Annotated in this window: 18 protein-coding genes; 11 read left to right on the forward strand and 7 right to left on the reverse strand. The window is 48.3% G+C overall.

The window, feature by feature from the left end:
* The first annotated feature begins 5 nt into the window (after nucleotides 1-5).
* Entirely contained in the window at nucleotides 6-929 is a 924-nt protein-coding gene (gene queG, locus DF182_RS03135; RefSeq protein ID WP_113614225.1) for a tRNA epoxyqueuosine(34) reductase QueG, read from the forward strand.
* Here the strand turns inward: queG and DF182_RS03140 are convergent.
* Nucleotides 926-1,726, reverse strand: coding sequence for a DUF4350 domain-containing protein (locus DF182_RS03140; RefSeq protein ID WP_113614226.1), 801 nt, complete (start codon nucleotides 1,724-1,726; stop codon nucleotides 926-928). The two genes, queG and DF182_RS03140, sit on opposite strands and share 4 nt — an antisense overlap.
* 543 nt (nucleotides 1,727-2,269) lie before the next feature.
* Here DF182_RS03140 and DF182_RS03145 point away from each other — a divergent pair.
* Nucleotides 2,270-2,815, forward strand: coding sequence for an RBBP9/YdeN family alpha/beta hydrolase (locus DF182_RS03145; RefSeq protein ID WP_113616752.1), 546 nt, complete (start codon nucleotides 2,270-2,272; stop codon nucleotides 2,813-2,815).
* 137 nt (nucleotides 2,816-2,952) lie between these two features.
* Nucleotides 2,953-4,794 (forward strand): alkaline phosphatase, encoded by a 1,842-nt coding sequence (locus tag DF182_RS03150; RefSeq protein ID WP_161964033.1) that lies wholly within the window; start codon nucleotides 2,953-2,955, stop codon nucleotides 4,792-4,794.
* 116 nt (nucleotides 4,795-4,910) lie between these two features.
* Here DF182_RS03150 and DF182_RS03155 read toward each other — a convergent pair whose 3' ends face one another.
* A complete protein-coding gene (locus DF182_RS03155) occupies nucleotides 4,911-5,615 on the reverse strand; it encodes an NUDIX hydrolase (protein ID WP_113614228.1) in 705 nt (234 codons plus the stop codon).
* An 81-nt stretch (nucleotides 5,616-5,696) separates the two neighbouring features.
* Complete coding sequence (locus tag DF182_RS03160) at nucleotides 5,697-6,347, reverse strand: HAD family hydrolase (RefSeq protein WP_113614229.1); 651 nt, start codon at nucleotides 6,345-6,347, stop codon at nucleotides 5,697-5,699.
* Between the two features lie 73 nt (nucleotides 6,348-6,420).
* Between DF182_RS03160 and DF182_RS03165 the strand changes: the two genes are divergently transcribed.
* The 3 genes from DF182_RS03165 to DF182_RS03175 all read left to right on the forward strand — a co-directional run bounded on the left by DF182_RS03165 (nucleotide 6,421) and on the right by DF182_RS03175 (nucleotide 9,200).
* Nucleotides 6,421-7,413, forward strand: a complete 993-nt coding sequence (locus DF182_RS03165) for a YncE family protein (protein WP_113614230.1) — start codon at nucleotides 6,421-6,423, stop codon at nucleotides 7,411-7,413.
* 121 nt (nucleotides 7,414-7,534) lie between these two features.
* A complete protein-coding gene (locus tag DF182_RS03170) occupies nucleotides 7,535-8,335 on the forward strand; it encodes an alpha/beta fold hydrolase (RefSeq protein ID WP_113614231.1) in 801 nt (266 codons plus the stop codon).
* Nucleotides 8,336-8,354: 19 nt separating this feature from the next.
* Nucleotides 8,355-9,200: a hypothetical protein gene (locus DF182_RS03175; RefSeq protein WP_147243327.1), complete on the forward strand. Its 846-nt coding sequence runs from the start codon at nucleotides 8,355-8,357 to the stop codon at nucleotides 9,198-9,200.
* 3 nt (nucleotides 9,201-9,203) lie between these two features.
* Here the strand turns inward: DF182_RS03175 and DF182_RS03180 are convergent, their stop codons facing one another.
* From DF182_RS03180 to DF182_RS03195, 4 genes are read right to left on the reverse strand one after another with little or no spacing between them, the layout of a single operon-like run.
* The gene (locus DF182_RS03180) at nucleotides 9,204-10,307 is read right to left on the reverse strand and encodes a sensor histidine kinase (protein WP_113614233.1); all 1,104 of its coding nucleotides are present in this window, start codon (nucleotides 10,305-10,307) and stop codon (nucleotides 9,204-9,206) included.
* The gene (locus DF182_RS03185; protein WP_245957362.1) at nucleotides 10,297-10,884 is read right to left on the reverse strand and encodes a chemotaxis protein CheB; all 588 of its coding nucleotides are present in this window, start codon (nucleotides 10,882-10,884) and stop codon (nucleotides 10,297-10,299) included. Before DF182_RS03185 ends, DF182_RS03180 begins: the two co-directional genes overlap by 11 nt.
* Nucleotides 10,885-10,888: 4 nt before the next feature.
* A complete protein-coding gene (locus DF182_RS03190) occupies nucleotides 10,889-11,710 on the reverse strand; it encodes a CheR family methyltransferase (protein WP_113614235.1) in 822 nt (273 codons plus the stop codon).
* Nucleotides 11,711-11,733: 23 nt separating this feature from the next.
* Nucleotides 11,734-14,724, reverse strand: coding sequence for a response regulator (locus tag DF182_RS03195; RefSeq protein WP_147243328.1), 2,991 nt, complete (start codon nucleotides 14,722-14,724; stop codon nucleotides 11,734-11,736).
* A 408-nt stretch (nucleotides 14,725-15,132) separates the two neighbouring features.
* On the opposite strand from DF182_RS03195, the gene DF182_RS03200 reads away from it, so the two are divergent.
* From DF182_RS03200 to DF182_RS03220, 5 genes are all read left to right on the forward strand, one after another.
* On the forward strand, nucleotides 15,133-15,747 hold the full coding sequence (locus DF182_RS03200) for a TetR/AcrR family transcriptional regulator (protein ID WP_161964034.1): 615 nt from the start codon (nucleotides 15,133-15,135) through the stop codon (nucleotides 15,745-15,747).
* A gap of 191 nt (nucleotides 15,748-15,938) precedes the next feature.
* Nucleotides 15,939-17,384 (forward strand): TolC family protein, encoded by a 1,446-nt coding sequence (locus DF182_RS03205; RefSeq protein WP_113614238.1) that lies wholly within the window; start codon nucleotides 15,939-15,941, stop codon nucleotides 17,382-17,384.
* A gap of 14 nt (nucleotides 17,385-17,398) precedes the next feature.
* Entirely contained in the window at nucleotides 17,399-18,448 is a 1,050-nt protein-coding gene (locus DF182_RS03210) for an efflux RND transporter periplasmic adaptor subunit (RefSeq protein ID WP_113614239.1), read from the forward strand.
* Nucleotides 18,449-18,459: 11 nt separating this feature from the next.
* Entirely contained in the window at nucleotides 18,460-21,573 is a 3,114-nt protein-coding gene (locus DF182_RS03215) for an efflux RND transporter permease subunit (RefSeq protein WP_113614240.1), read from the forward strand.
* A gap of 84 nt (nucleotides 21,574-21,657) precedes the next feature.
* Nucleotides 21,658-22,167 (forward strand): outer membrane beta-barrel protein, encoded by a 510-nt coding sequence (locus tag DF182_RS03220; protein ID WP_113614241.1) that lies wholly within the window; start codon nucleotides 21,658-21,660, stop codon nucleotides 22,165-22,167.
* Nucleotides 22,168-22,193: the final 26 nt, after the last annotated feature.

Raw genomic sequence — 22,193 nt, forward strand, 5'->3', positions numbered from 1 at the left:
CGGGGATGAACCATACCTTATATATCAAGCAGCTGGCGGCGGAGTTGGGATTTGACCACTGCGGTATTGCCAGAGCAGAGCAGCTGGATGATGATGCGCGCAGACTGGAAAGCTGGCTGAATAAGGGTATGCATGGCAACATGCAGTACATGGAGAATCATTTTGACAAGCGGATAGATCCGCGCAAACTTGTCGAGGGTGCTCAATCGGTGATCACGCTGCTGTTCAACTATTTCCCTTCCCAGCAGCAGCGCCCGGATGCACCGAAGGTGTCTAAATATGCCTACGGCCAGGATTATCATGAGGTGATACGGGCACGCCTGAAAACCATGCTGTTACGGATGCAGGAGCATATCGGTCCGGTGCAGGGCCGCGGCTTTGTAGATTCGGCGCCGGTATTGGAACGGAGCTGGGCGCGGCGTAGCGGTTTGGGCTGGATAGGAAAAAATGGTAATCTGATACATAAGCAGGCGGGGTCTTTCTTTTTTATTGCTACGCTGATCACGGATATACCACTGGACTACGACAGTCCGGTAGGTGACTACTGTGGTACCTGTACCCGCTGCCTGGATGCCTGTCCTACCGGCGCCCTGGTAGCTCCCGGTGTCGTAGACGGCAGCAGATGTATTTCCTATTTTACAATAGAGCTGAAGGAACAGCTGATCCCCAACCCTATGAAGGGCCAGTTTGACAACTGGATGTTTGGTTGTGATACGTGCCAGGATGTTTGTCCGTGGAACCGTTTTTCCAAAGCCCATTCAGAGGCCGCTTTCACGCCGGTACCGGCCATTCTGAATTTCAGCACCCGTGACTGGGAGGATATGACAGAAGAAGCTTTCCGGGAAATTTTCCGGCATTCTCCTTTAAAACGCAGCAAGTACGCCGGTATACGCCGGAACCTTCAGTTTTTGCAGACACCGTCATCCTAGCGGCGGGCGGGCACCTGTTTTTTAAGCCAGGCCGTCAGGGCTGCGGCCGCCTGATAGTTACGGTATTCAGCCGGAAGCCTTTTCCCATCTACATATTCATTATAGAACCAGGGATCTCCAACTGCGAAAACAGTACCCTTGCCTACTTTAGCCACGGCCATGATAACATGATCGCCATCTTTGAAAACAGCCCTGGCCGGAGCTTTGATGGTCATGGTTGACAATTCCTTGATGTATACTTTTCCTACGCCGGCGAAGATCTCATGGTCCTGGGGTAAAACAAAGGCTCCTTGTTCCCAGTTGCGGCCCTGTACCCGGTTGCGGCTGTCACCATTAAAATGAATCCCGAATTTTTCACTGAGCCGGTTAAAATGATCAAACTCCGCATTCAGGGAATCATTTTCCAGCAATACCAATACTCCGCCGGCTTTCACCCAGTTATAAATCGTTTGGGCGGCGGCTGGTGTCATGTAATGCGGGTTAGGCGATTCCCGCTCTGTATCCGGGTCGATAATCATATAGATATCTGAGTTACGCAGATTGGCCGCTGTAGGTTCGTCATGCAAGGTATCTCTGCTGATGCCGAGTGAGTCGAAGATATGCCCCCAGACTGACAGCCCACTCTGGTCTTCTTCGTCCCAGATATAGTGCCAGCGGACCATCTGGCCTTCTTTATCCTTTTTATGCTCATAGTTATAATGATAATCGAGGGTAACGGTCATCCCTTTATGTGCCTGCTGGGCAGTGGCGGTAAAAGCTGCGACGCAGCTTAATACAGACAGAAAAAAACGTTTCATACTACATGGAATTGAGGCATAAAGTACAGCTTATATCCAACAGATGTTGATAGAATCGTATTAAATTATATGCATATATTGTTAACAGTAAACATTTGTGATTTAACAAAATAATATATGCTAAATACTTGACAATAGGTTTAGCAAACCCTACTTTTGCATTTATTCAGGCTAGCCTCACCGCTACCCCCATTATCGAAACATCAATTATTATATATACCGGTTCAGACCGGAAAATAGCTGATTAACTTTTTATGGACCTGAGTGCCATAACGTGGAATTTTAGCAATAAAGGTCGAATTCTTTCGACCTTTCTTTTTTCCCGGATGTAATGATTGTCAAATTGACAATTATTATATCCGGAACAGATAAAACAAGAGACGGTGAGGCACTAACGATCCGAACAACGTTCTCCCACTGCAGACGTTGTTGCAGCGGAATCTGCCATATATTATTTTCCGCCCTGGCATTTCTATTCTTTCAAAATCCTTCCAAAAACATTATCTTTCAAATACCAACTTTAACCTTTCACAACATTTTGTCATGGAGATTAAAATTTTAACCGCTCCGGGGCTAGGCAGTTCAGGTCCTTTTCATTGGCAAACCCTGTGGGAACAGTCGATACCCGGTACCCGGCGGATTGAACAACAGTCCTGGGATGCGCCGGTATGTGCTGACTGGGTAGCTGCCATAGAAGACGCGGTGGCCGCAGCAGGACCGCAGGTAGTGATTGCAGCACACAGCCTGGCCTGTATGGCAATAGCCCACTGGGCACAGCATACCCGGTTGTCTGTCACCGGCGTGCTGCTGGTAGCACCTGCAGATGCCGAGGAGCCTAATTTTCCCGCAGCAGCAATGGGCTTCTCTCCCATTCCTCTTAAAACCTTTCCTTTCCGGAGTATTGTAGTGGCCAGCACCAATGATGAATACTGCAGTATTACCAGAGCGGCCTTTCTGGCATCGCAATGGGGTAGCCGCTTTGTGAATACCGGCGCCAAAGGTCATATCAATGCCAACTCAAACCTGGGCGCATGGCTCGAAGGACAGTTTCTACTGAAAGAACTGGTACAGAACCAGCCTACCCTTTGAAGCGCACCTAAATCGATTTTTTAAAGGGAAAATTCAGGATAAATTAACATAAACATAAACCAGGATGACCAACAGGATAATGGTTAGCGACTACCTTTGACCCTTGACCTGTTGATAAGATGTTAAAATCCAGACAATTGAAAAAAGCGATTCTTTTCTGCAGCGTATGGCTTTCGGTTAACACCTATGCACAAACGAAAAATTATACCGTTGCCAACGCCCATTCCCACAACGACTATGAGCGCAGCATGCCTTTCTATCAGGCTGCAGCCCTGCACTTTGGCTACATAGAAGCAGATATCCACCTGAAAGACGGTGAACTGTATGTGGCCCACGATAGTAAAGATATCCAGCCGTTATGTACTTTCAGGGAACTATATCTGCAGCCGGTACTCCGGCAGTTTGCCCTGAATAACGGTAAAGCCTACACTGACGGATCTCCGCTCCGCCTCCTGGTAGACATTAAAACCGATGGCATTCCTACCTTAAAAGCATTACAGTCCTTACTGCTGCCCTACCGGCAATACTTCGACCCGGCTGTTAATGCTAATGCAGTACAGGTTATTCTTTCCGGTAACATTCCGCCAGTAGCTGCCTGGTCAGACTTTGACAAACTGTTTTTCTTCGATGGCAGGCCAGACAGCACCTACCCTGCTGCCGTAAAATCAAGAGTGGCCCTCGTCAGCACCGACTTCCACCAATACAGCAAATGGAATGGCAAAGGCACTTTTGTGCCTGCGGAACTGGAAAAGATTACCGGCATAATCAGCAAAGTACATCAGCAGGGCTTTCCTTTCCGTTTCTGGGGCGCCCCTTCTTCCAAATCCTGCTATTATAAACTGATGGACCTCGGCGCAGACGTTATCGGTACCGACTATCCGGAAGAGCTGTATGACGTACTGAAAAACACCACACGCACCACCGCCGGTAACATGCCTACCCATAACGTATACGCACCTACGTATGCTTCCGACGCCACCCGTGTACGTTCCAAAAACGTGATCCTGTTTATAGGAGATGGCACAGGCCTGGCAGAAATGTATGCAGGTTATACCGCCAACAAGGGCGCCCTGAACTTATTCCAGATGCGTCAGCTGGGACTGTCCAAAACCGCCTCCACAGATAATTACCACACTGATTCCGCTGCCGGCGCCACCGCCCTCAGCACCGGTTCCAAAACCAACAACCGCGCTATCGGGATGGACAATACCTATCATGCCATTCCCGTACTGCCCGAAATACTGGCTCCCAAAGGCATCCAGAGCGGCGTCATTGTCACCGAAGAGATTACAGGCGCCACACCTGCCGGTTTCTACGGCCATACACCTGACCGCGACAATACCCGAATCCTTTACCAGCAGCTGATCAGCAGCAAACTGCAGCTGGCCGTTGGCGGAGGTAAAGAAGAACTTGTTCGCGAACTGGGCACCAACTACCAACAAACCCTGTCCCAGGCAGGCATCCGTTTTCAGGAAGATTTCAACAGCTGGAATCCTGCCACACAAGGCCGTACTCTCGTGATCCTCTCTGATAAAACGGTTACCTCCATGCGTGATGGCCGGGGTAACTACCTCAAGGAAGCACTGAAAAAAGCACTGCAACAACTCAACGCTTCCGGTAAAGGTTTCTTCCTGATGGTAGAAGGCTCCCGCATAGACCATGGCGGCCATGCCAACGATCTCGATTATCTTGTCCGTGAAATGCTGGACTTCGATGATACGATCGGAGAAGCGCTCCGTTTTGCTGATAAAGACAAACAAACCACCATTATCGTTACAGCCGACCACGAAACCGGCGGCCTCGCCCTCATGGACGGCAACATCTCCAACGGCACCCTCCGCGGGCATTTCGCGACCAACGACCATACCGGTATTCCCGTGATGGTATTCTCCTATGGACCTAACTCACAACTGTTTGGCGGTGTGTACGAGAACAAGGAGATCTTTCATAAGATAGTGGAATGTTACCGTAACCGCTGATAGATCTGATGTTGCTGATGAACCTGATTGCGGAGATGTAAGCGGAGATTAGATTTTTTTGAAAGATTTTTTGTGAGAGATTTTTGTGAAGATGAATATTTGTTGCGGATCCCTGGCTATTTCAGGTCGCCAGGATCCGCAACAAAATGAAGGAAAGCATTGAAAGTAGCGCTATAGCGGCGTTTATTGAGTTTATAATAAAATGCGCCTCTTTTGGAGCTAAGTTTTTCCTTGTCTTTTTGTTTGACTAACAAATTGGTAGAAAGGATTTTGCGGCTGAAGTTTCGTTTGTCGAAAATACTGTCGTAAATGGCTTCATAGAGGATCTGCAGTTGCGGAATTGTAAACTTAGCTGGCAACAACTCAAACAACAGCGGATGAATGGCTGCTTTATAACGTAAACGCTCCAACGCAGCTTCCACCATCCGTACCTGTCCGGCAATCAGGCCAGGCAAATCCTGCAGGGATATCCATTGCGCCTGATACTGATCGTTGAGCTGCAACTGGGACGCATTGATATTAAGCAACGACAGATAGGCAACTGCTACCGTATTTTCTTTCGGCTGCCTGGGTTCTGCGGCAAAAGCAGATACCTGTTCGAGATAAGCATCTTCCAGTCCGGTCAGCTCATACAGCATACGGGAGGCCGCTTCTCCGAAATCCTCCCCGGGCTGTAGCCATCCACTCATCAGACCCCATTTGTTTTTTTGCGGCCCGTTATTCTGTTTGATCAGCAAAAGTTTCAGATCCTGCCCATCAAAACCAAAGATGACGCAATCTACAGCCACCAGCATCCTGGATTGCCCGGAATTATGTTTCATATCAGCGATAGAATTTATAATAGCCCGGCAATTTAGGCTACCCCATGATATTAAAAAAATTATCGTCTGATTTGATTTTTATCAGGCAAACAGTTGTTGCAACACCGGATCGGTGTAATCCTCCACAAATGCAAGGATATTGGGATAAGCCGCAAACTCATCACGTGTATGCATGGTGGTTAGTACTACTGCCTGCATCCCGGCATTAAGGGCCGCCTCTACTCCTTTGGGTGCATCTTCAAACACGATGCAGTCTGCCGGCGTAGCATGGATGGCAGCAGCACATTTCAGAAACACTTCCGGGTTGGGTTTGCTGGTAGCCACATCTTCAGCGCTTACCACTGCATTAAAATAATCATGCAGTTGCAGGTTGTCCAGTACAAAACTGATATTAAAACGGTTGGCTGCAGATCCGATGGTCATAGGGATACCTGCATCGGCGGCCTGGCGGAGGAAAGCCGGAAGACCCGCAATCAATTCCAGATGAGGCCGGAAAGCCTCCTGATACAGCACTTCCTTTTCATGTGCGATCTCCAGCATCTGGGGCAGGGTGAAGCGTTCTTTTCCGAAGATACGCATCAGCAGTTCCTCATTTTTTCCATACATATGTCCTCTGACTGCTTCTCTGGTCATGTTGGCCCCTAGTTTGTTCAGCATATTGTACCAGCCATCCAGATGATATTCCATGTCGTTGATCATGGTTCCGTTGAGATCGAAAATAAATGCTTTCATGGCTGCAAAGATATTACAACCTACAGTTTCTCTCCAGAATTAAACCGGAGTTTTGACATTAAAACATCTTTCCATGAAAAAACTATTGTTTCCGGTGTTATTGTTTGGTACACTGATGGCTACTGCACAATCTCCGAAATGGCATGTGGCTGCCACTTATCCTGTAAAAGGTGATGGTAAATGGGATTACATTGCTATCAATCCTGTTACCCAACAGTTGTATGTTGCGCACGGTACCGAAGTAAATATTATTGACAAAACCACCGGTACAGAAGCAGGTACGATTCCTCATACGGAGGGCGTACATGGTATTGCTTTCGCACCCCGCTTTGGCAAAGGATTTACGAGCAACGGCAAAGCCAATACGGTCACCGTGTTTGATATCAATACCCATCAGGTACAGGCAGAAATTGCTACCGGTGGCAATCCGGATGCTATTTTGTTTGAGCCGTTCTCCGACAAAGTGATTACCTGCGATGGTGCCGGCAAAGATCTTACCATCATCAATCCGGGCACCAATAAGGTGGTGGCTACTGTCCCTTTAAAGGCAAGGCCTGAAACAGCTGTATCCGACGGAGCCGGACACCTGTATGTAAATCTTGAAGACAAAAGCAGTATCGCTGTGATCAGTATGTCCACTTTCAAAGTGGAAAAGGAATGGCCGCTGGGCAAAGGGGAAGCGCCTACCGGACTGGCCATTGATACCGTGACCCACCGACTGTTTGCGGGTTGCGACAACAAGTTACTGGTAGTGATGAATGCTGTCAACGGTCAGGTAGTGACCACGCTGCCTATTGGCGACGGTTGTGATGGCGTAGCTTTTGATGCTGCCGGTAAAATCATTTTTGCGTCCAACGGAGAAGGCACCCTGTCTGTATTCCGGGAAGATAGTGCGGACAAATACACGTCCCTGGGCACTGTTCCTACCGCCAAAGGCGCCAGGACGCTGGTATATGATCCGCTTACACAGAATGTGTTTCTTCCGGCTGCCGACCGTCATAGCGGACCCGACGGCAAACCTGTGATAGCACCGGGAACATTCCGTGTGCTGGCAGTTCGTAAATAGTTCCTTTCACGGAACTATTTACTTATATTTGGATAATAGTGACCGTTATGAAAGCTGCTCCTTCCAGGTTGCAAGCGGAACAGAGACGTCTGTCCTGCTCTTCAGAAAAACTATTAACCATATGGATATTACGAAGAAGAACAACATCCGCATTACCGGTAACCCACAAGCCAGCCAGACACTCGTTTTCGGACATGGTCTTGGCATTGACCAGCACTCTTTTTCAGACCTTCTTCCCGCTTTTGAGCATGACTATCGAATCGTGCTTTATGATAATGCCGGCAGTGGTAATACCGATCCTTCTTCGTACAGTCCTTTGCGTTACGCCACCATGAACGGGTATGTGACCGACCTGACAGATATTCTGGAGTTTGTGGGAGCAGAGAATACCACTTTTATCGGGCATTCCGTAAGCGGGATGATCGGTTTGATGGCTGCCAACCGGAAGCCGCATCTGTTTGACCGGCTGGTACTGATGGGTTCCAGTCCGCGTTACCTCAACGATCCGGCAGCCTTCTATACCGGCGGCTTTGACGAAGCAGCCCTGGAAGCCTTGTTCGAGACCATGCATACCAACTACCAGGCATGGGCGATTGGCTTTTCACTGCTGGCCATGCGTAATCCCGAACGACCTAAACTCGCCGAAGACTTTGCCAGCTCCCTGCAACGGTTACGTCCTGATATTGCCATTTCGGTGGCCAGAGCTATTTTCCTGCTCGACCACCGTAATGAGCTATCTAAAGTAAACAAACCTACACTGATCATTGAAACAGCCAATGATATCGCCGTTCCGGCCGTGGTAAGCGAATACCTTGAAAAAAACATCCGCGGCAGCAAACGAATAAAAGTTAATACAGAAGGACATTTCCCCCAGATAAGCGCTCCCGGGGAAGTGATCGCTGCACTACAGTCATTTGTTTAACTTTATCAATCTACCTACCGTGAACAGTTGGGAAAACAAAGCGTTGAATTTTATCAACCAGACCAGTCGCTGGGATAAGGAGAAACATATCTCTTCCTTTCTGGCTTTCAGTATCTCGCTGGTTAAAAATCTCCTGGAAGCAGACATCGCGCTGCAACTGGAGTTTGAAGATGAAAATACAGCCAAGGTTAAAAATGCCTCTCCTCATTTTCTGAATGAGATCGTAATCAGCCCGGACCCCGTCCGCAAGCTGTTGCATCGTCATGCCTTTAAAACCATTTACTGGACAGAGGTAGCGGCGATACCTGATCATCCGTTACATGAACTGTTGAGAGACCTTTCATCTGCCGTCATCATTCCTATTAATACAGAACCGCATAACAGCCTGCTGATACTGGGCTGGACCACTCAACAGGTATTTGAAACCGCTTTTCAGGACTGTATAGAAACAATCCGGCTGCGGCTGAAGGAGATATTGACACATACGCAGCAGCAGCTGTATTTTCAGGGTATTGCCATGCGTTTTGCCGCGATACTGCATTGTTTGCCGCATGCGGTCATTTTTATCAACAACGATGGTTTTTCCGGATGGGTGAATCAGAAGGCGGCGGACATACTGGAGCTTTCGGGGCCAGGGGAACAGTTGCCGGCCATCCTCTCCGATGCTATGACGCAGCTGCGCAACAGAGCTGTCAATACCGATGATATTTACAATACTGCAATTGAACTTTTTGCTTCGCCGGAGAATGCTATCAGCAACTGGGAATGGAAGCTGGAAGGCGCTGATCCCAGGACTTACCGGGTGTCCTGTTTACCGGTCACATCCCAGCGGATCAACGGGCGGCTGTGGATCTTCGAAGAATAGACTTTATCTTCTGCGCCACTGAAAATAAAAAGTGCTGCCCAGGCCAGGCTCAGATTCTACCCATACTTTACCTCCCTGTTCTTCCACCAGCATCTTAAAAATGTTGAGGCCAATACCAGTACCTTCTTCCTTCCTGTTATCATCCAATCGCTCAAAGAGACGAAATACCCGGTCTGTATCTCTTTTTTCCATACCCGGTCCGTTGTCTTTCACATAAAATTCGTAGAACTCCTCTTTCTCAGCAGCACCCACCGTAATCAGTCCCGTTGTTTTATCATTGTATTTGATCGCATTGGAGATCAGGTTCTGGAAAACCTGCTGGAGTTTAAGGCGGTTTGCAGCCACTGTGGGCAAGGTGCCCCGGGTAGTGATCTTAATATGGGCAGGCGGGAACAACAACCGGGTAACATCCGTGATGAGCAGTGCTACATCTACTGTTTCCTCCATGCCTTCCGTATCGCTCCGGCGGGCATAGTCGAGCATGGAAGTAATCATGGCAGAGAGATGCCGGGCAGCCCCCATGACGGTATCCATATAATCCTTTAACTCCGGTGACGCCTGTACGCTTTCATCTTCAATCATTATAGAGAGCAGGCTGATAGCCCCGGCCAGCGGAGACTTCAGGTCATGCGCCACGATGTACATGAAACGCTCCAGCTGTTTGTTGATTTTTTCTTTATCAGCGATGAGCTGTTTGAGGTCCTGCTGGGAGAAGTATAGTTTTTCGAATACATTCACCTTAGCCCTGGTAACATTTACATTGAGTGGTTTGTAGAGATAATCAACTGCGCCGGCGGAAAAGCCCCGTATGACGTTTTGTTCTTCCTTGTTGATAGCCGTTACGAAGATGATGGAGATATCCCGGGTTTTAGGATTCAGTTGCAGGAGCCTGGCCACTTCGAAGCCATCCATTTCAGGCATTTGCACATCGAGCAGTATCAGGCCGATATGATTATTCTTCAGCACCATCTTCAGCGCTTCATTACCTGAGGTAGCCTGGAGAAAAACACGGTTATCTTCTTCCAGCATATGTTGCAGGGAAATCAGGTTCTCCATTTTATCATCTACCAGGAGAATGGTAAAGATATTTTGAGGTTCATCGGTCATGTTCCGGGCTCATTTTGAGTTCCTGTAAAAACTGGACCATTTCGGGTACTGTGAGGGGTTGTATATCCGCGCAGCGGTCCATAGCAGCCTGGGGCATCGTATCAAAGAGAGCAGTACCAGGATGTTGTGCGATTCCGGTACCTCCTGCCGAGACAATGCGCTGAAGGCCCGCAGCACCATCTTTGCTGGCTCCGCTCAACAGCATGCCCAGGGCTCTGGAGCCGTAGGTTTCCGCCACGCTGTCGAAGCTGATATCAATGGATGGACGGCTGTAGTGCAACGGCTCTGAGTAGTCCAGCGAAAAGGTGTAGTCCTGTTCTATCAGCAGGTGGTAGTTCTGCGGAGCAAGATAAATCCTGTTGGGCAGTACCGGCTGTTTGTCTTCCGGTTCGACGATAGGAGTCTTGAAGGATAGTAACCGGTCCAGGTCGCTTGGTACATTTTTGAGGCGGTGCAACACAATGATCATGGTGCATTCCAATGGGTGCGGGAGCTGCTCCAACAGGGCTGCCAATACGGGCAGGCTGCCGGCGGAACCACCAATGGCGATCATATCAAATGGGGTTAGAGGTTGCAATTGTTTATGATTTACGTCTGAAAATCTTGTGTGGTCCACTGACAGCTTCAAACCGGTTCTTTTCTTCGGAGAACATCATGGATTCTTTGAGGCCCAGTGCCAGATAGCCCAGCGGGGAAAGGCTGTCATAAAACAACCGCAGCACATGGTTCTGCAGCTGCCGGTTAAAATAAATAAATACGTTCCTGCAACAGATCAGTTGAAACTCATTAAACACCTGGTCTGTGACAAGGTTGTGCTGAGAAAAAATAATGTTGCGGCGCAGGTGAGGCCGGATCACCGCATAATCATCGCCTGCCGTGTAGTAGTTTGAGAAATCTTCGGTTCCGCCGGTCTGTAAATAATTCTGCGTATAGTCTTTCATAAATTTCAGCGGGATCATGGCTTTGCTGGCCCTGTCCAGGTTGGCCGCATTCAGGTCGGTAGCATAAATGCGGCAGCGGTCCAGCAGGCCGGCCTCATGCAACAGGATGATCATGGAAAAAACTTCTTCTCCGGTAGCACATCCTGCATGCCATATTTTGATGATGGGCCAGGTGGCAAGCCGGGGTAGCACCTGTTCACGCAGTACTTTGTAAAAAACGGGGTCGCGAAACATTTCAGTGACGTTGACGGTAATAAACTGTGCCATTCGCAGAAAAAAATCCGGGTCCTGCTGCAGTCTTTCGGTCAGTTCCGTTACTTCTTCAATACTGGAATGTCCCATAAAGCGCTGAAAGCGGCGTTTGAGGGAGGCCTGCGCATAATCCGTAAAATCATAACCGTACTGCTTACGGATGACGCCAACGAGGGTATCCAGTTCATCTTTGGTAAGATCTTCCATCATAGGTATTTTAGGTCAAGGTATAATCAGGATAGCCATACGTGCAGCAGGGACAATAGTTTGCTGCTATCAACCGGTTTGGCGATATAATCAGAGGCACCTGCTTCAAGGCATTGCTGCCTGTCTCCCGGCATCGCTTTAGCAGTAACGGCGATCACGGGCAACTGCATAAACCGTTTATCTCCTCTGATATGTTTCATTGCTTCGATCCCATCCATTTCGGGCATCATAATATCCATCAGTACAAGATCTATCTGTTGATGACCATCCAGCACAGACAGGGCTTCTTTTCCGTCCGATGCAGTAAACACTTTCAGGCCTTGTTCTTCCAACAGTGCGCCGATAGAAAAAATATTCCGCATATCATCATCCACCAACAGCACCTGTTTACCTTCCAGGATATTTATTGCCGGATGCAGGGGAGCTACAGGGGCTAACACGGGGTGTTCCATACGATATAACAAAAGCTCCAGTTCATCCATAAGGCGGTCTGCAGAGCAGGCAGATTTCCGGACGATGGCTGCCGCGTGTCTTTTCAGTTGTTGTTCTTCAGCAGGTGTAATATCCCGGTCTATGTATACTATAACAGGCGTATAGCCGCTTGTGTTCATTTTTGATAATTCTTCCAGCCGGGCCAGCTCACGGGACAGTTCCGGACCAATGTCGAAGATGATGCCATCATACTTTTTATGGGATAATAATGATAAGGCTTCGCTGATACCAGTTGCAGCATCGTACTGGGCTTCCAGCTGCCGTTCCACACTTTTGGCGGTGAGTTGCGGATCTCTGGTGAGCGGGCCGTGTGAGATGAGTAACACCTGTTTCAGGCGGGCCTGCATCTGTGTGGAGATTGTGACAAACATCCGTTCCAGATCGTCTGAAACAGTCGGTTTTTTCGTATATCCATTTACGTTATCAATAACTACAGCAGGTACTTCCGCTGCAGATATCATATGTATGGGGATCCTTCTCACTTCTTCATTGCTGCGGAGTCCTTCGAGGATATCGCAACCTTCTGTCGCTGGCAGGTCTATATCCAAGATAATCGCCACAGGCAGGTATTTGCGGGCATAAAAGAGGCCATCCTGCACATTATAGGCCACAATGGTCTTGAAGCCTTTGCGCCGGGCAATATCCCGCACCAGGTCCGCAAAAAATATTTTCTCTTCTACAATCAGGATTAGCTGATCTCCCTTATAAAGGTGATGACGGTCATCTTTTTGCCGGACAGGAAATTGTATTGTTGCATCGTGAAAAACAGGCTGCACCGTGGTGGGGCCTTCTGTTGCCGGTTCTTTCCGGAGATGCAGCGAGCCGGTTGTCAGTGGTAGTAATACCGTAAAGATGCTACCTCTGGGGCTACTGTTATCCAGGTGGATTTCACCTTTCAGCAGCACCATCAGTTCACGGCTGATAGACAGCCCTAGTCCTGTACCTCCATATTGGCGCGTGGTTGCGCCATCTCCCTGATGGAAAGCTTCAAAAATCAATTGTTGTTTTTCCGCAGGGATACCTGGTCCGGTATCCGCAACGCTGATACAGAGCGCATTTTCAGGACGCCGGTACCACAGCACACGGATGCTTCCACCATTGGGTGTAAATTTAAATGCATTGGCCAGGAGATTACGGATCACCTGTTCCAGACGTAATTTATCTGTGAAGATGATACCTGGTATGCCGGCAGCTACTTCAGTAGTATATTCTATCTGTTTTTCCTGGGCTACCACGCCAAACAGGCTATCCAGGTCATCAATGATATCAGCGATGCGTACCGGCTCCATGGCCAGCTCCACCTTACCGGCTTCAATTTTGGAAAGGTCGAGGATATCATTGATAAGACGTAACAGATCAGAGCCTGATTTATGCATGATGGTAGCATATTCTACCTGACGCGGGAACAGATTACACTCTTTGTTTTCCTCCAGCATCTTGGCCAGGATCAGGATACTATTGAGTGGAGTGCGCAACTCGTGTGACATGTTAGCCAGGAACTCTGATTTATAACGGCTGTTGGCCTCCAGTTCTGCAGCCTTCAGGGAAAGGGCCTGCCGGGCTGTTTCGAGCTCCGCATTTTTCATGGTCATCTCTGCATTGACCTGACGAAGCTCTTCTTCCTGCACCCGCAGTTCTTCTTCAGAGGCCTGTAATATTTCTGATTGCCGGTGAAGCTCTTCATTAGACTGACGCAGCTCTTCCTGCTGACAGTAAAGCGCTTCCTTCTGTTCCTGTACCTGCTGCAGCAACAGCATGGCTTTTTCTCTTTCACTGGCTGCGTGCAGCGCCACCGCAATATCTTTAGAGAGCAGCTCCAGCAACTGCAGCTGCAGGGGTGTCACCTTTTTAAATGCAACCAGTTCTATCACCCCCACTAGTTCATCTCCCATATACAATGGAACAAACACCAGTGTACGGGGTGGCAGGTTGCCTGTAGCAGAAGCCAGATGCCAGTAATCGGATGGCAGGTCAGTGATGACCTGTATTTCCTTTTGTGCGGCCGCATGTCCGAGCAGTCCTTCGCCTACAACAAAAGATGCCGGTGCATCACCAGGGAGATTAACGTTGCTGCATAAGCGTAATTTCTCTTCTTCATAAAAATAAAGGGCCGCAGCTGTAAGACCTACCTGCGTTGTCAGCGAGAGCAAACATTTATATGCGAGGCTTTCGGGTTTATGAATACCCAGCAGGCTTTCCTTCATATCGTTGAGGCCTCCCAGCAACCAGTTCCTGTCGTTGGCTATACGATTTAACCGCACCACTTCCTCCAGCTTGGTGTTGAGTTTTTTCCTCACATGCTGACCGTAATAAAATTCCTTATAAATAAAAAACATCAGCACCAGACCTATTATCAGAATAATGGCGGTGTTCAGCAGCAGGATGGCATTGGTAACGCCTCCTCCCCTTCCGGAAGTCCACCAGGAGAGGAAGCCACCCATGACAACCAATACGATGACAGCTGTTAAGCCGAGGTATAATCTGTTAGCCGGAGAAATTTTCATATAGGCATAACAATCCGTCATTATGTTCGGTTGAAACCATTCATTGTTTTTTGATACGCTGTAAAACAGCGCATTCAAACAAAGTGCGGATTACTTTGTTAGTGCAGATGGATACTTTTGAACCAGGAACAACTACGTATATACATTACCGTTATAAAATAATTCCTTACGAGCGGTAAGGCTCCTCAATAGTTTTTGAAACTGATACAACCAGATAATTACTGCACACCTATTACTAACCCCAATGTTAAACCTTGTATGCATACTACATTTGTCACTCAGGCTTCACTGCATTCTATCTGCAGTCAAACCCATCCGCCGCATCGGACGGCACTTTTACGCAAGTTGGAATGGGAACTTTTAAAAAACTTTCACTCAAATTTGGAAAGTAAACAGTGTTCAGTATATTTGCATCGTAAACAATTTAACATGGGCATAGCAGAAAGAAAAGAGCGTGAGCGAGCGGACATGCGCAGACGAATTGTGGATGCAGCGATGGCAATGTTTGTGGAAGTGGGTTATGAAAAGGTTTCTATCCGGAACATAGCGGACAGAATAGAATACAGCCCTGCCACTATTTATCTGTATTACAAAGACAAGGATGAGTTGTTGTATGATGTACAGAAAGAAGCATTTACTGAGCTGGCAGCCCATTTTGCACATAATCTGACAGCGGCCGACCCGATAGAGCGGTTGGTACAGCTGGCCTGGGCTTATATTGGCTTCTATCGCGCCAATCCGGAACTGTATGACCTGATGTTTATTATCAAAGCGCCGATGAATGCCGAAGGCGAACAGGAGAAATGGAAGAACGGAGATTCTGCTTATGACGCTTTATACCATCTGGTAGCGGAATGTATAGAGAAAAAACGTCTCCGTTTTACAGATCCAACGACCGCCGCTTTGTCTATATGGGCCTTTGCCCACGGACTGATCAGCCTGGACCTGCGTTCACGGCTGAAAGTATGCAAGCTTCCGGAAAAAGCACTCAACATCAGTATCGACGATGCTATCCGGGCTTATCTTGAAGTAATCAAATGTTAGGTGCGTGAAAACGCTTTTGTGAAGGATGAAACTGGTACCTGACCAGAAAATATTAATGGCAGTCACTGCCGTCTAAGAAAGGCCATGGGCCTTTTTTCAGCGACACCATTAAACACTGTTTAGTATATAAACACCGACTACCAAAGCCTTCCAGGCTTTTATTTTTTCGAGATAAATAAACACCGTTCATTATGTTGACATTCATCACAAAAGGATCGTTGTTAACGAGCTTGCTGGCAGCGGGTTTGAGTGTATCGGGCATTCATCACCCCGCGGCATCACTCCTGTCCGCCACTAATATACCGCGACAAGACACGCTACAGACACGCGTCCTGGCTTCTCCGCCAAACACTATATTGGACCAGTATATACAACAGGCCTTCACCAACAACAAAGGACTGAAAGACCAGCATTTCCAGCTGGAGAAAGCGATGGCTGCTCTGCAGGAAGCCAGAAGCCTCTTTGGCCCCAACGTCACCTTCCTGGGCAGCTACACCAAAGCAGCTGGTGGCCGCACCATCGATATTCCCATCGGTGATATGCTGAACTCCGTATACTCCAGCCTCAACCAGTTGACTAACAGTCACCGGTTTCCACAGGTGGAGAACACTTCCGTATTGTTAAACCCCGACAACTTCTACGACGCCAAATTCAGGACCAGCCTGCCGTTGATCAATGCTGAGATTTATTATAACCAGAAAATCAAAAAAGAACAGCTGACCAGACAACAGGCTTCGCTCAACGTTTACAAAAGACAGCTGGTACAGGATATTAAAACGGCGTACTACCAATACTATCAGTCCACTCAGGCTGTAGCTATCTACAACAACGCCCTCGCCCTCATCCAGGAAAACATCCGGATCAACGAAAGCATGGTTCGCAACGGCATCCGCAACAACACAGCCGTTTACCGCTCCCAGACTGAAAAAGAGAAAACCGATGCTTCCATCAGCAAAGCTGTCAATGACCAACAAAATGCAAAAGCCTATTTCAACTTCCTGCTGAATCGTGGCCTGGATGAAAACATCACACTGGACAGCAGCCTGCTCACCGGCATCCGTGACATCCCCTCCTCCGGCATTCAGGGAAGAGAAGAACTATTAGAATATAAAAGTGCAGCTACCACCTACCGCCTGAACGAAAAACTCCAGCAGTCCTATATCATCCCCAAACTCAGCACCTTCCTCGATCTTGGCTCACAATCTACCGGCATACATTTAGATGACAAGTCGCGTTATTATCTCTTTGGCGTAAATCTCGAATGGACGCTCTTCGGCTCACATAAATACAAGTACCGGATCAAGCAGGCCGGCCTTGATATACAAGCCATCAACAATGCTACCGAGAGAGCCACCGAATCCATGCAGCTGCAATCTTACCAGGCGACCAACAACTATCGCACAGCGTTGCACAACTTCGTTACGGCGCAAAGCCAGCTTTCCTTTGCACAACGTTATTACCGCGACCAGCTGAAGGTGTACAAGGAAGGACAATTACTCTACATAGAACTGCTCGACGCACAGAACCAGCTTACACAAGCACAACTACAGATGGCCGTTACACAAGCAGCCGTACAAACCGCCTATGCCGCCGTAGAACGCGCACAGGCATCTTACAATATCGACTCTGTTCAATAATAAAAAATACTCCCATGAAAAATAGTATTCTCCTACTTCCGCTCTCCCTGCTGTTATTTTCCTGCGGCAGTAAAAAACCCGTCACCGCCACCACTGACACCACCGATGTGATACCGGTGAAAGTGATGTCACTGGAAAAACAGGGTAGTACCTTATCTATCCATGCTTCCGGACAGTTTACCACCGATGATGAAGTAAACCTGTCTTTCAAAACCAATGGTATCATCAACTCCATACAGGTGAAAGAAGGAGATCCTGTACACAGCGGCCAGGTCCTCGCTACGCTCAATCTCACTGAAATAGATGCACAGGTACAACAGTCACAGCTTGCACTTGAAAAAGCCCAGCGGGATTATCAGCGCACACTTAATCTTCACAACGACAGTGTAGCCACGCTGGAACAGCTGCAAAACAGCAAAACCGCCCTGGACCTGGCCCGCCAGCAACTCAATACCGTACAGTTTAACCGGAGCTACTCCACCATCCGAGCCACCAAAGACGGATATGTACTGCGTAAACTCGCCAACCCCGGCCAGTTTGTTAACGCCGGTACCGCCGTACTGCAGATCAATGGTGCGCGTAACGCCCATTGGATACTTCGTATAGGCGTTACCGATAAAGAATGGGCCCAGGTAAAAACAGGCGACCAGGCTACTGTTGAAACCCCTTCCCTGCCCGGCGAAACATTCCCGGGAACGGTTACACGTAAATCCGAAGGCATCGATGCCGCCAGCGGCACCTTCGTGATAGACGTACAGCTCAGTGGCAGCAAGCCCGCCGCCATTGCCACCGGTATGTTTGGCAGATGCCATATCAGCACCGGCGGTACAGGCGGTGGTACTGCCTGGAGTATCCCCTACGCCGCCCTGCTCGATGGTAACGGCAGCAACGGCTACGTGTTTGTCACCAACGATAATAAAACCGCCCGGCGCATACCCGTAACCATCGCCGGTATGGAAAAAGACCAGGTGCTTATCAGCCATGGCATGGAGCAGGCCAAATCACTGATCATCTCAGGCAGCGCCTATCTCAAGGACCAGTCATCTATCCGCATCATCCAATAACAACTACCGCCATGAAAATATCCGGTTATGCCGTTAAGAACTATCAGTTCACCCTCGTGATCTTCTTAATGATCATTGTGCTCGGCATCACAACCATCCTCAATATGCCCCGCTCCGAAGACCCGGAAATGAAAGCGCCGCAGTTTACGGTTGCGGTCATCTATCCCGGCACCAGCCCCAAAGACATGGAAGACCTGGTGGTGAACCCGCTGGAGAAAGCTGTCTATGCGCTGGCCGATATTAAAAGACTACGTACCACTATCAGCGATGGAGTGGCTGTTATGCGGGTAGAATATAAATACAGTTCCAACGTAGACCAGAAATATCAGGAACTGGTGAGAGAAGTCAACAATAAAAAAGCTTCCCTGCCCGCTGATATTTACAGCATAGAAGTAAAACAGCTGGAGCCTTCAGATGTGAATGTGCTACAGGTAGCCCTTATCTCCGAAAACGCCTCCCGTGACAAACTGCGTTATTATGCAGAAAAGCTGCAGGAAGATCTGGAGAAAATATCCAGCCTTAAAAATGTGAAGATACACGGCCTGCCTGATCAGCAGGTGCGGGTGGAACTGGAGCTGGACAAAATGGCGCAGCTGCATCTTCCTTCCAGCATCGTGTTGGCAGCCATCCAGGGCGAAATGGCCAATATTCCCGGAGGCAGTATTGATGCGGGAGAAAAAAGCTTCAACATAAAAACCAGCGGTAACTACAAAAACATTGATGAGATCAGCAATACGATTGTTACAGCGGCCAACGGAAAAAACATCTTCCTGAAAGACATTGCGAAAGTGTACTACGGGTTTGAAGATGAGAAGTACTTTACGAGATTAAACGGCCATCGTAGTATTACTGTATCTGCCGCTCAGAAATCAGGAGAAAACATCAGTAAAACACAACAGCTGTACAAACCCGTTATAGATCGGTTTAAAAAAACATTGCCTGCCAACATAGACATGATACATTATTTTGATCAGGCGGAAGCAGTGAACCATCGCTTAAGCGGCCTGGGCAAAGACTTTATCATTGCCATTCTACTGGTAGCGTTTACGCTGTTGCCATTGGGCCAGCGCCCGGCCCTGATCGTGATGATTTCGATACCGTTGTCTCTCTCCATTGGCATTGTGTTGTTACAGTTATTTGGCTACAACCTCAACCAGCTCAGCATCGTAGGCCTGGTAGTAGCATTGGGACTACTAGTAGATGACAGCATTGTGGTCATAGAAAACATAGAGCGGTGGATGCTGGAAGGACATACCCGTATGGAAGCCACGCTGAAGGCCACCAGTCAGATAGGTATGGCCGTGGTAGGTTGTACCGCCACATTGATCATTGCTTTTATGCCGCTGGTATTTTTGCCGGAAGGTAGCGGTGATTTCATCCGCAGTATGCCACTGGCCGTAATTTTCAGTGTACTGGCATCTATGATTGTATCATTGACAATTATTCCATTCCTGGCCAGTCGTTTGTTGAAAGAACATAGTGGTCATCCGGAAGGCAATATTTTTATGCGGCTGCTGAAAAAGCTGATCCATGGCAGTTATGCCCGGTTACTGGACAAAGCCCTGCACCGGCCTGTACTCGCCATGATAGTATCCCTGCTGTTGTTTGGCGGTTCTGTTGTACTAATGAAAGCTGTTGGCTTTGGTCTTTTTCCGGCTTCCGAAAAACCACAGTTCCTGATCAACGTACTGGCCCCGCCGCAGTCCAACCTCGCTTATACCAATCATATCGTGGAGCAGCTGGAAAAAGAACTACGGCAGGAAAAAAATATCCGTTACATCGCCAGCAACATCGGCAAAGGTAATCCCCGCATTTATTACAACGAAGCACAGGAAAATGAACGCAGCGACTATGCTCAGCTGTTCATTCAGCTGGATGAGCATACCAGCCCTGCAGACAAAATAGCCCTCATTGAAAAACTCCGTCATAAATGGACGCCGTATCCGGGCGCTAAAGTGGAGGTAAAGAATTTTGAGCAGGGCCCTCCGGTGACCGCTCCTGTAGAAGTACGGCTGTTTGGCGATAACCTCGACAGCCTGCGTATACTGGCTGGTCAGGTAGAAAAAATGCTGTCAAAAACACCCGGTACTATTTACATCAACAATCCTGTCAGTACCCTGAAATCGGATGTACGCGTAAACATTGACCGTGAGAAAGCACAGCAGCTTGGAATTCCTACGGTGAACATCGACAGGGCTGTTCGTTTAGCCATTGCCGGTATCAACCTGGGGAAATACAATGACGAAAACGACAGTGACTACGATATCCTGGTAACCAAACACAAAGACGGCAAACCCACGCTGGACGTTTTCCGCGACCTGTATGTCAATAATATGGCCGGTACTGCTGTACCCTTGTCACAGGTAGCCAATATTCAACTGGAAACTTCTCCGCTGAGCATTAATCATCAGGAAAAAAACAGGCTGGTCACCATCGGCGCTTTTGTAAAAAAAGGTTTTCTGCCTGACCGGGTTATCAATGATGTGATCCGCCAGATGGACCAGCTGAAGCTGCCTGCGGGCTATACTTATGAGATGGGTGGTGAAGTAGAGAGCCGGAAAAATTCTTTCGGTGGTTTTATGAGCATCATCATCGTAACAATTTTCCTGTTCATTGCAGTACTGATACTGGAATTTAAGACCTTCAAAAGTACGCTGATCGTGCTGTCTGTAATACCGCTGGGTATCGTTGGTGCGGCTGTTGCCTTATGGCTTACAGGCAACTCCCTTTCTTTTATTGCCATTGTGGGGCTGATAGCGCTGGCCGGTATTGAAGTGAAGAACACTATCCTGCTGGTGGATTTTACCAACCAGCTGCGGATGCAGGGCAAGTCACTGGAAGCGGCTATACGGGAAGCCGGAGAGATACGTTTCCTGCCGATCGTACTGACATCGCTGACGGCTATAGGAGGATTGATACCGATTGCCATTTCCACCAACCCGATGATTGCCCCGCTGGCCATTGTACTGATTGGTGGCCTTATCAGTTCCACCTTGCTGTCCAGGATCGTAACACCGGTAGTGTACAAACTGATACCACCGAAGATAACGCCCGAACAGACTGTAACGCCTTCCGCCAATGGCCGGGGAGACAAACAACTGGTCCTACAGGAGTCGGAGGCTTAATTGGAGGCTTGCAATTCGTAATTCTTCCTTATTTTTGGACCTGTTACGAATACTACCACCATTTCCTCTTGAAAATTTGTTCTTATGAAAAGAAACATTCTGGCCTTTATGGCAGTCATGCTGATGTTATGTATGAGTGCACAAACTTCGCAGGCGCAGTTAAAAAGATTCAGTATTGGTCCTTATGTAGAAGCCGGTTTCCCCACTGGTGATTTCAGCACTACCCACAACCCCGGATTTGGTGTTGGTTTGGGCGCAGATGTGAAGCTGATTGCCGGCCTTACCGCCGTAGGCTCCGTAGGTTTTGATTACTTTAAGGGCAAGACTATCGACAACGGCAATACTAAAATTGCTTCTGCCAAAGTAATACCGGTAAGACTGGGTCTGCGTTATCAACTGATATCTATCCTGTATGTGAAAGTAGAAGGCGGTACCGCCAACTTTACCGGTGATTACAACAATGGTACCGGTGCGCTGGTAGCTCCTGGTCTGGGTATCCGTTTACTGGGCCTGGATGTGGAAGGTAAATATGAAGCCTGGTTTAAAGATGGTACCCACGGGTTCTTTGGCCTGAAGGCAGGATATAACTTTTAATTTTTTTCTTTCAAAACGTAAAGAGG

The sequence above is a fragment of the Chitinophaga flava genome (genome assembly GCF_003308995.1).
GTDB lineage: Bacteria > Bacteroidota > Bacteroidia > Chitinophagales > Chitinophagaceae > Chitinophaga > Chitinophaga flava.

Bases quoted from the DNA above. Each gene is read 5' to 3' on its own strand.
- DF182_RS03190 (WP_113614235.1), bottom strand. From the start codon at position 11,710: ATGATGGAAGATCTTACCAAAGATGAACTGGATACCCTCGTTGGCGTC.
- DF182_RS03200 (WP_161964034.1), top strand. From the start codon at position 15,133: ATGGGCATAGCAGAAAGAAAAGAGCGTGAGCGAGCGGACATGCGCAGA.
- DF182_RS03195 (WP_147243328.1), bottom strand. From the start codon at position 14,724: ATGACGGATTGTTATGCCTATATGAAAATTTCTCCGGCTAACAGATTA.
- DF182_RS03165 (WP_113614230.1), top strand. From the start codon at position 6,421: ATGAAAAAACTATTGTTTCCGGTGTTATTGTTTGGTACACTGATGGCT.
- DF182_RS03210 (WP_113614239.1), top strand. From the start codon at position 17,399: ATGAAAAATAGTATTCTCCTACTTCCGCTCTCCCTGCTGTTATTTTCC.
- DF182_RS03220 (WP_113614241.1), top strand. From the start codon at position 21,658: ATGAAAAGAAACATTCTGGCCTTTATGGCAGTCATGCTGATGTTATGT.
- DF182_RS03215 (WP_113614240.1), top strand. From the start codon at position 18,460: ATGAAAATATCCGGTTATGCCGTTAAGAACTATCAGTTCACCCTCGTG.
- DF182_RS03140 (WP_113614226.1), bottom strand. From the start codon at position 1,726: ATGAAACGTTTTTTTCTGTCTGTATTAAGCTGCGTCGCAGCTTTTACC.
- DF182_RS03180 (WP_113614233.1), bottom strand. From the start codon at position 10,307: ATGACCGATGAACCTCAAAATATCTTTACCATTCTCCTGGTAGATGAT.
- DF182_RS03160 (WP_113614229.1), bottom strand. From the start codon at position 6,347: ATGAAAGCATTTATTTTCGATCTCAACGGAACCATGATCAACGACATG.
- queG (WP_113614225.1), top strand. From the start codon at position 6: ATGAACCATACCTTATATATCAAGCAGCTGGCGGCGGAGTTGGGATTT.
- DF182_RS03145 (WP_113616752.1), top strand. From the start codon at position 2,270: ATGGAGATTAAAATTTTAACCGCTCCGGGGCTAGGCAGTTCAGGTCCT.
- DF182_RS03170 (WP_113614231.1), top strand. From the start codon at position 7,535: ATGGATATTACGAAGAAGAACAACATCCGCATTACCGGTAACCCACAA.
- DF182_RS03155 (WP_113614228.1), bottom strand. From the start codon at position 5,615: ATGAAACATAATTCCGGGCAATCCAGGATGCTGGTGGCTGTAGATTGC.
- DF182_RS03205 (WP_113614238.1), top strand. From the start codon at position 15,939: ATGTTGACATTCATCACAAAAGGATCGTTGTTAACGAGCTTGCTGGCA.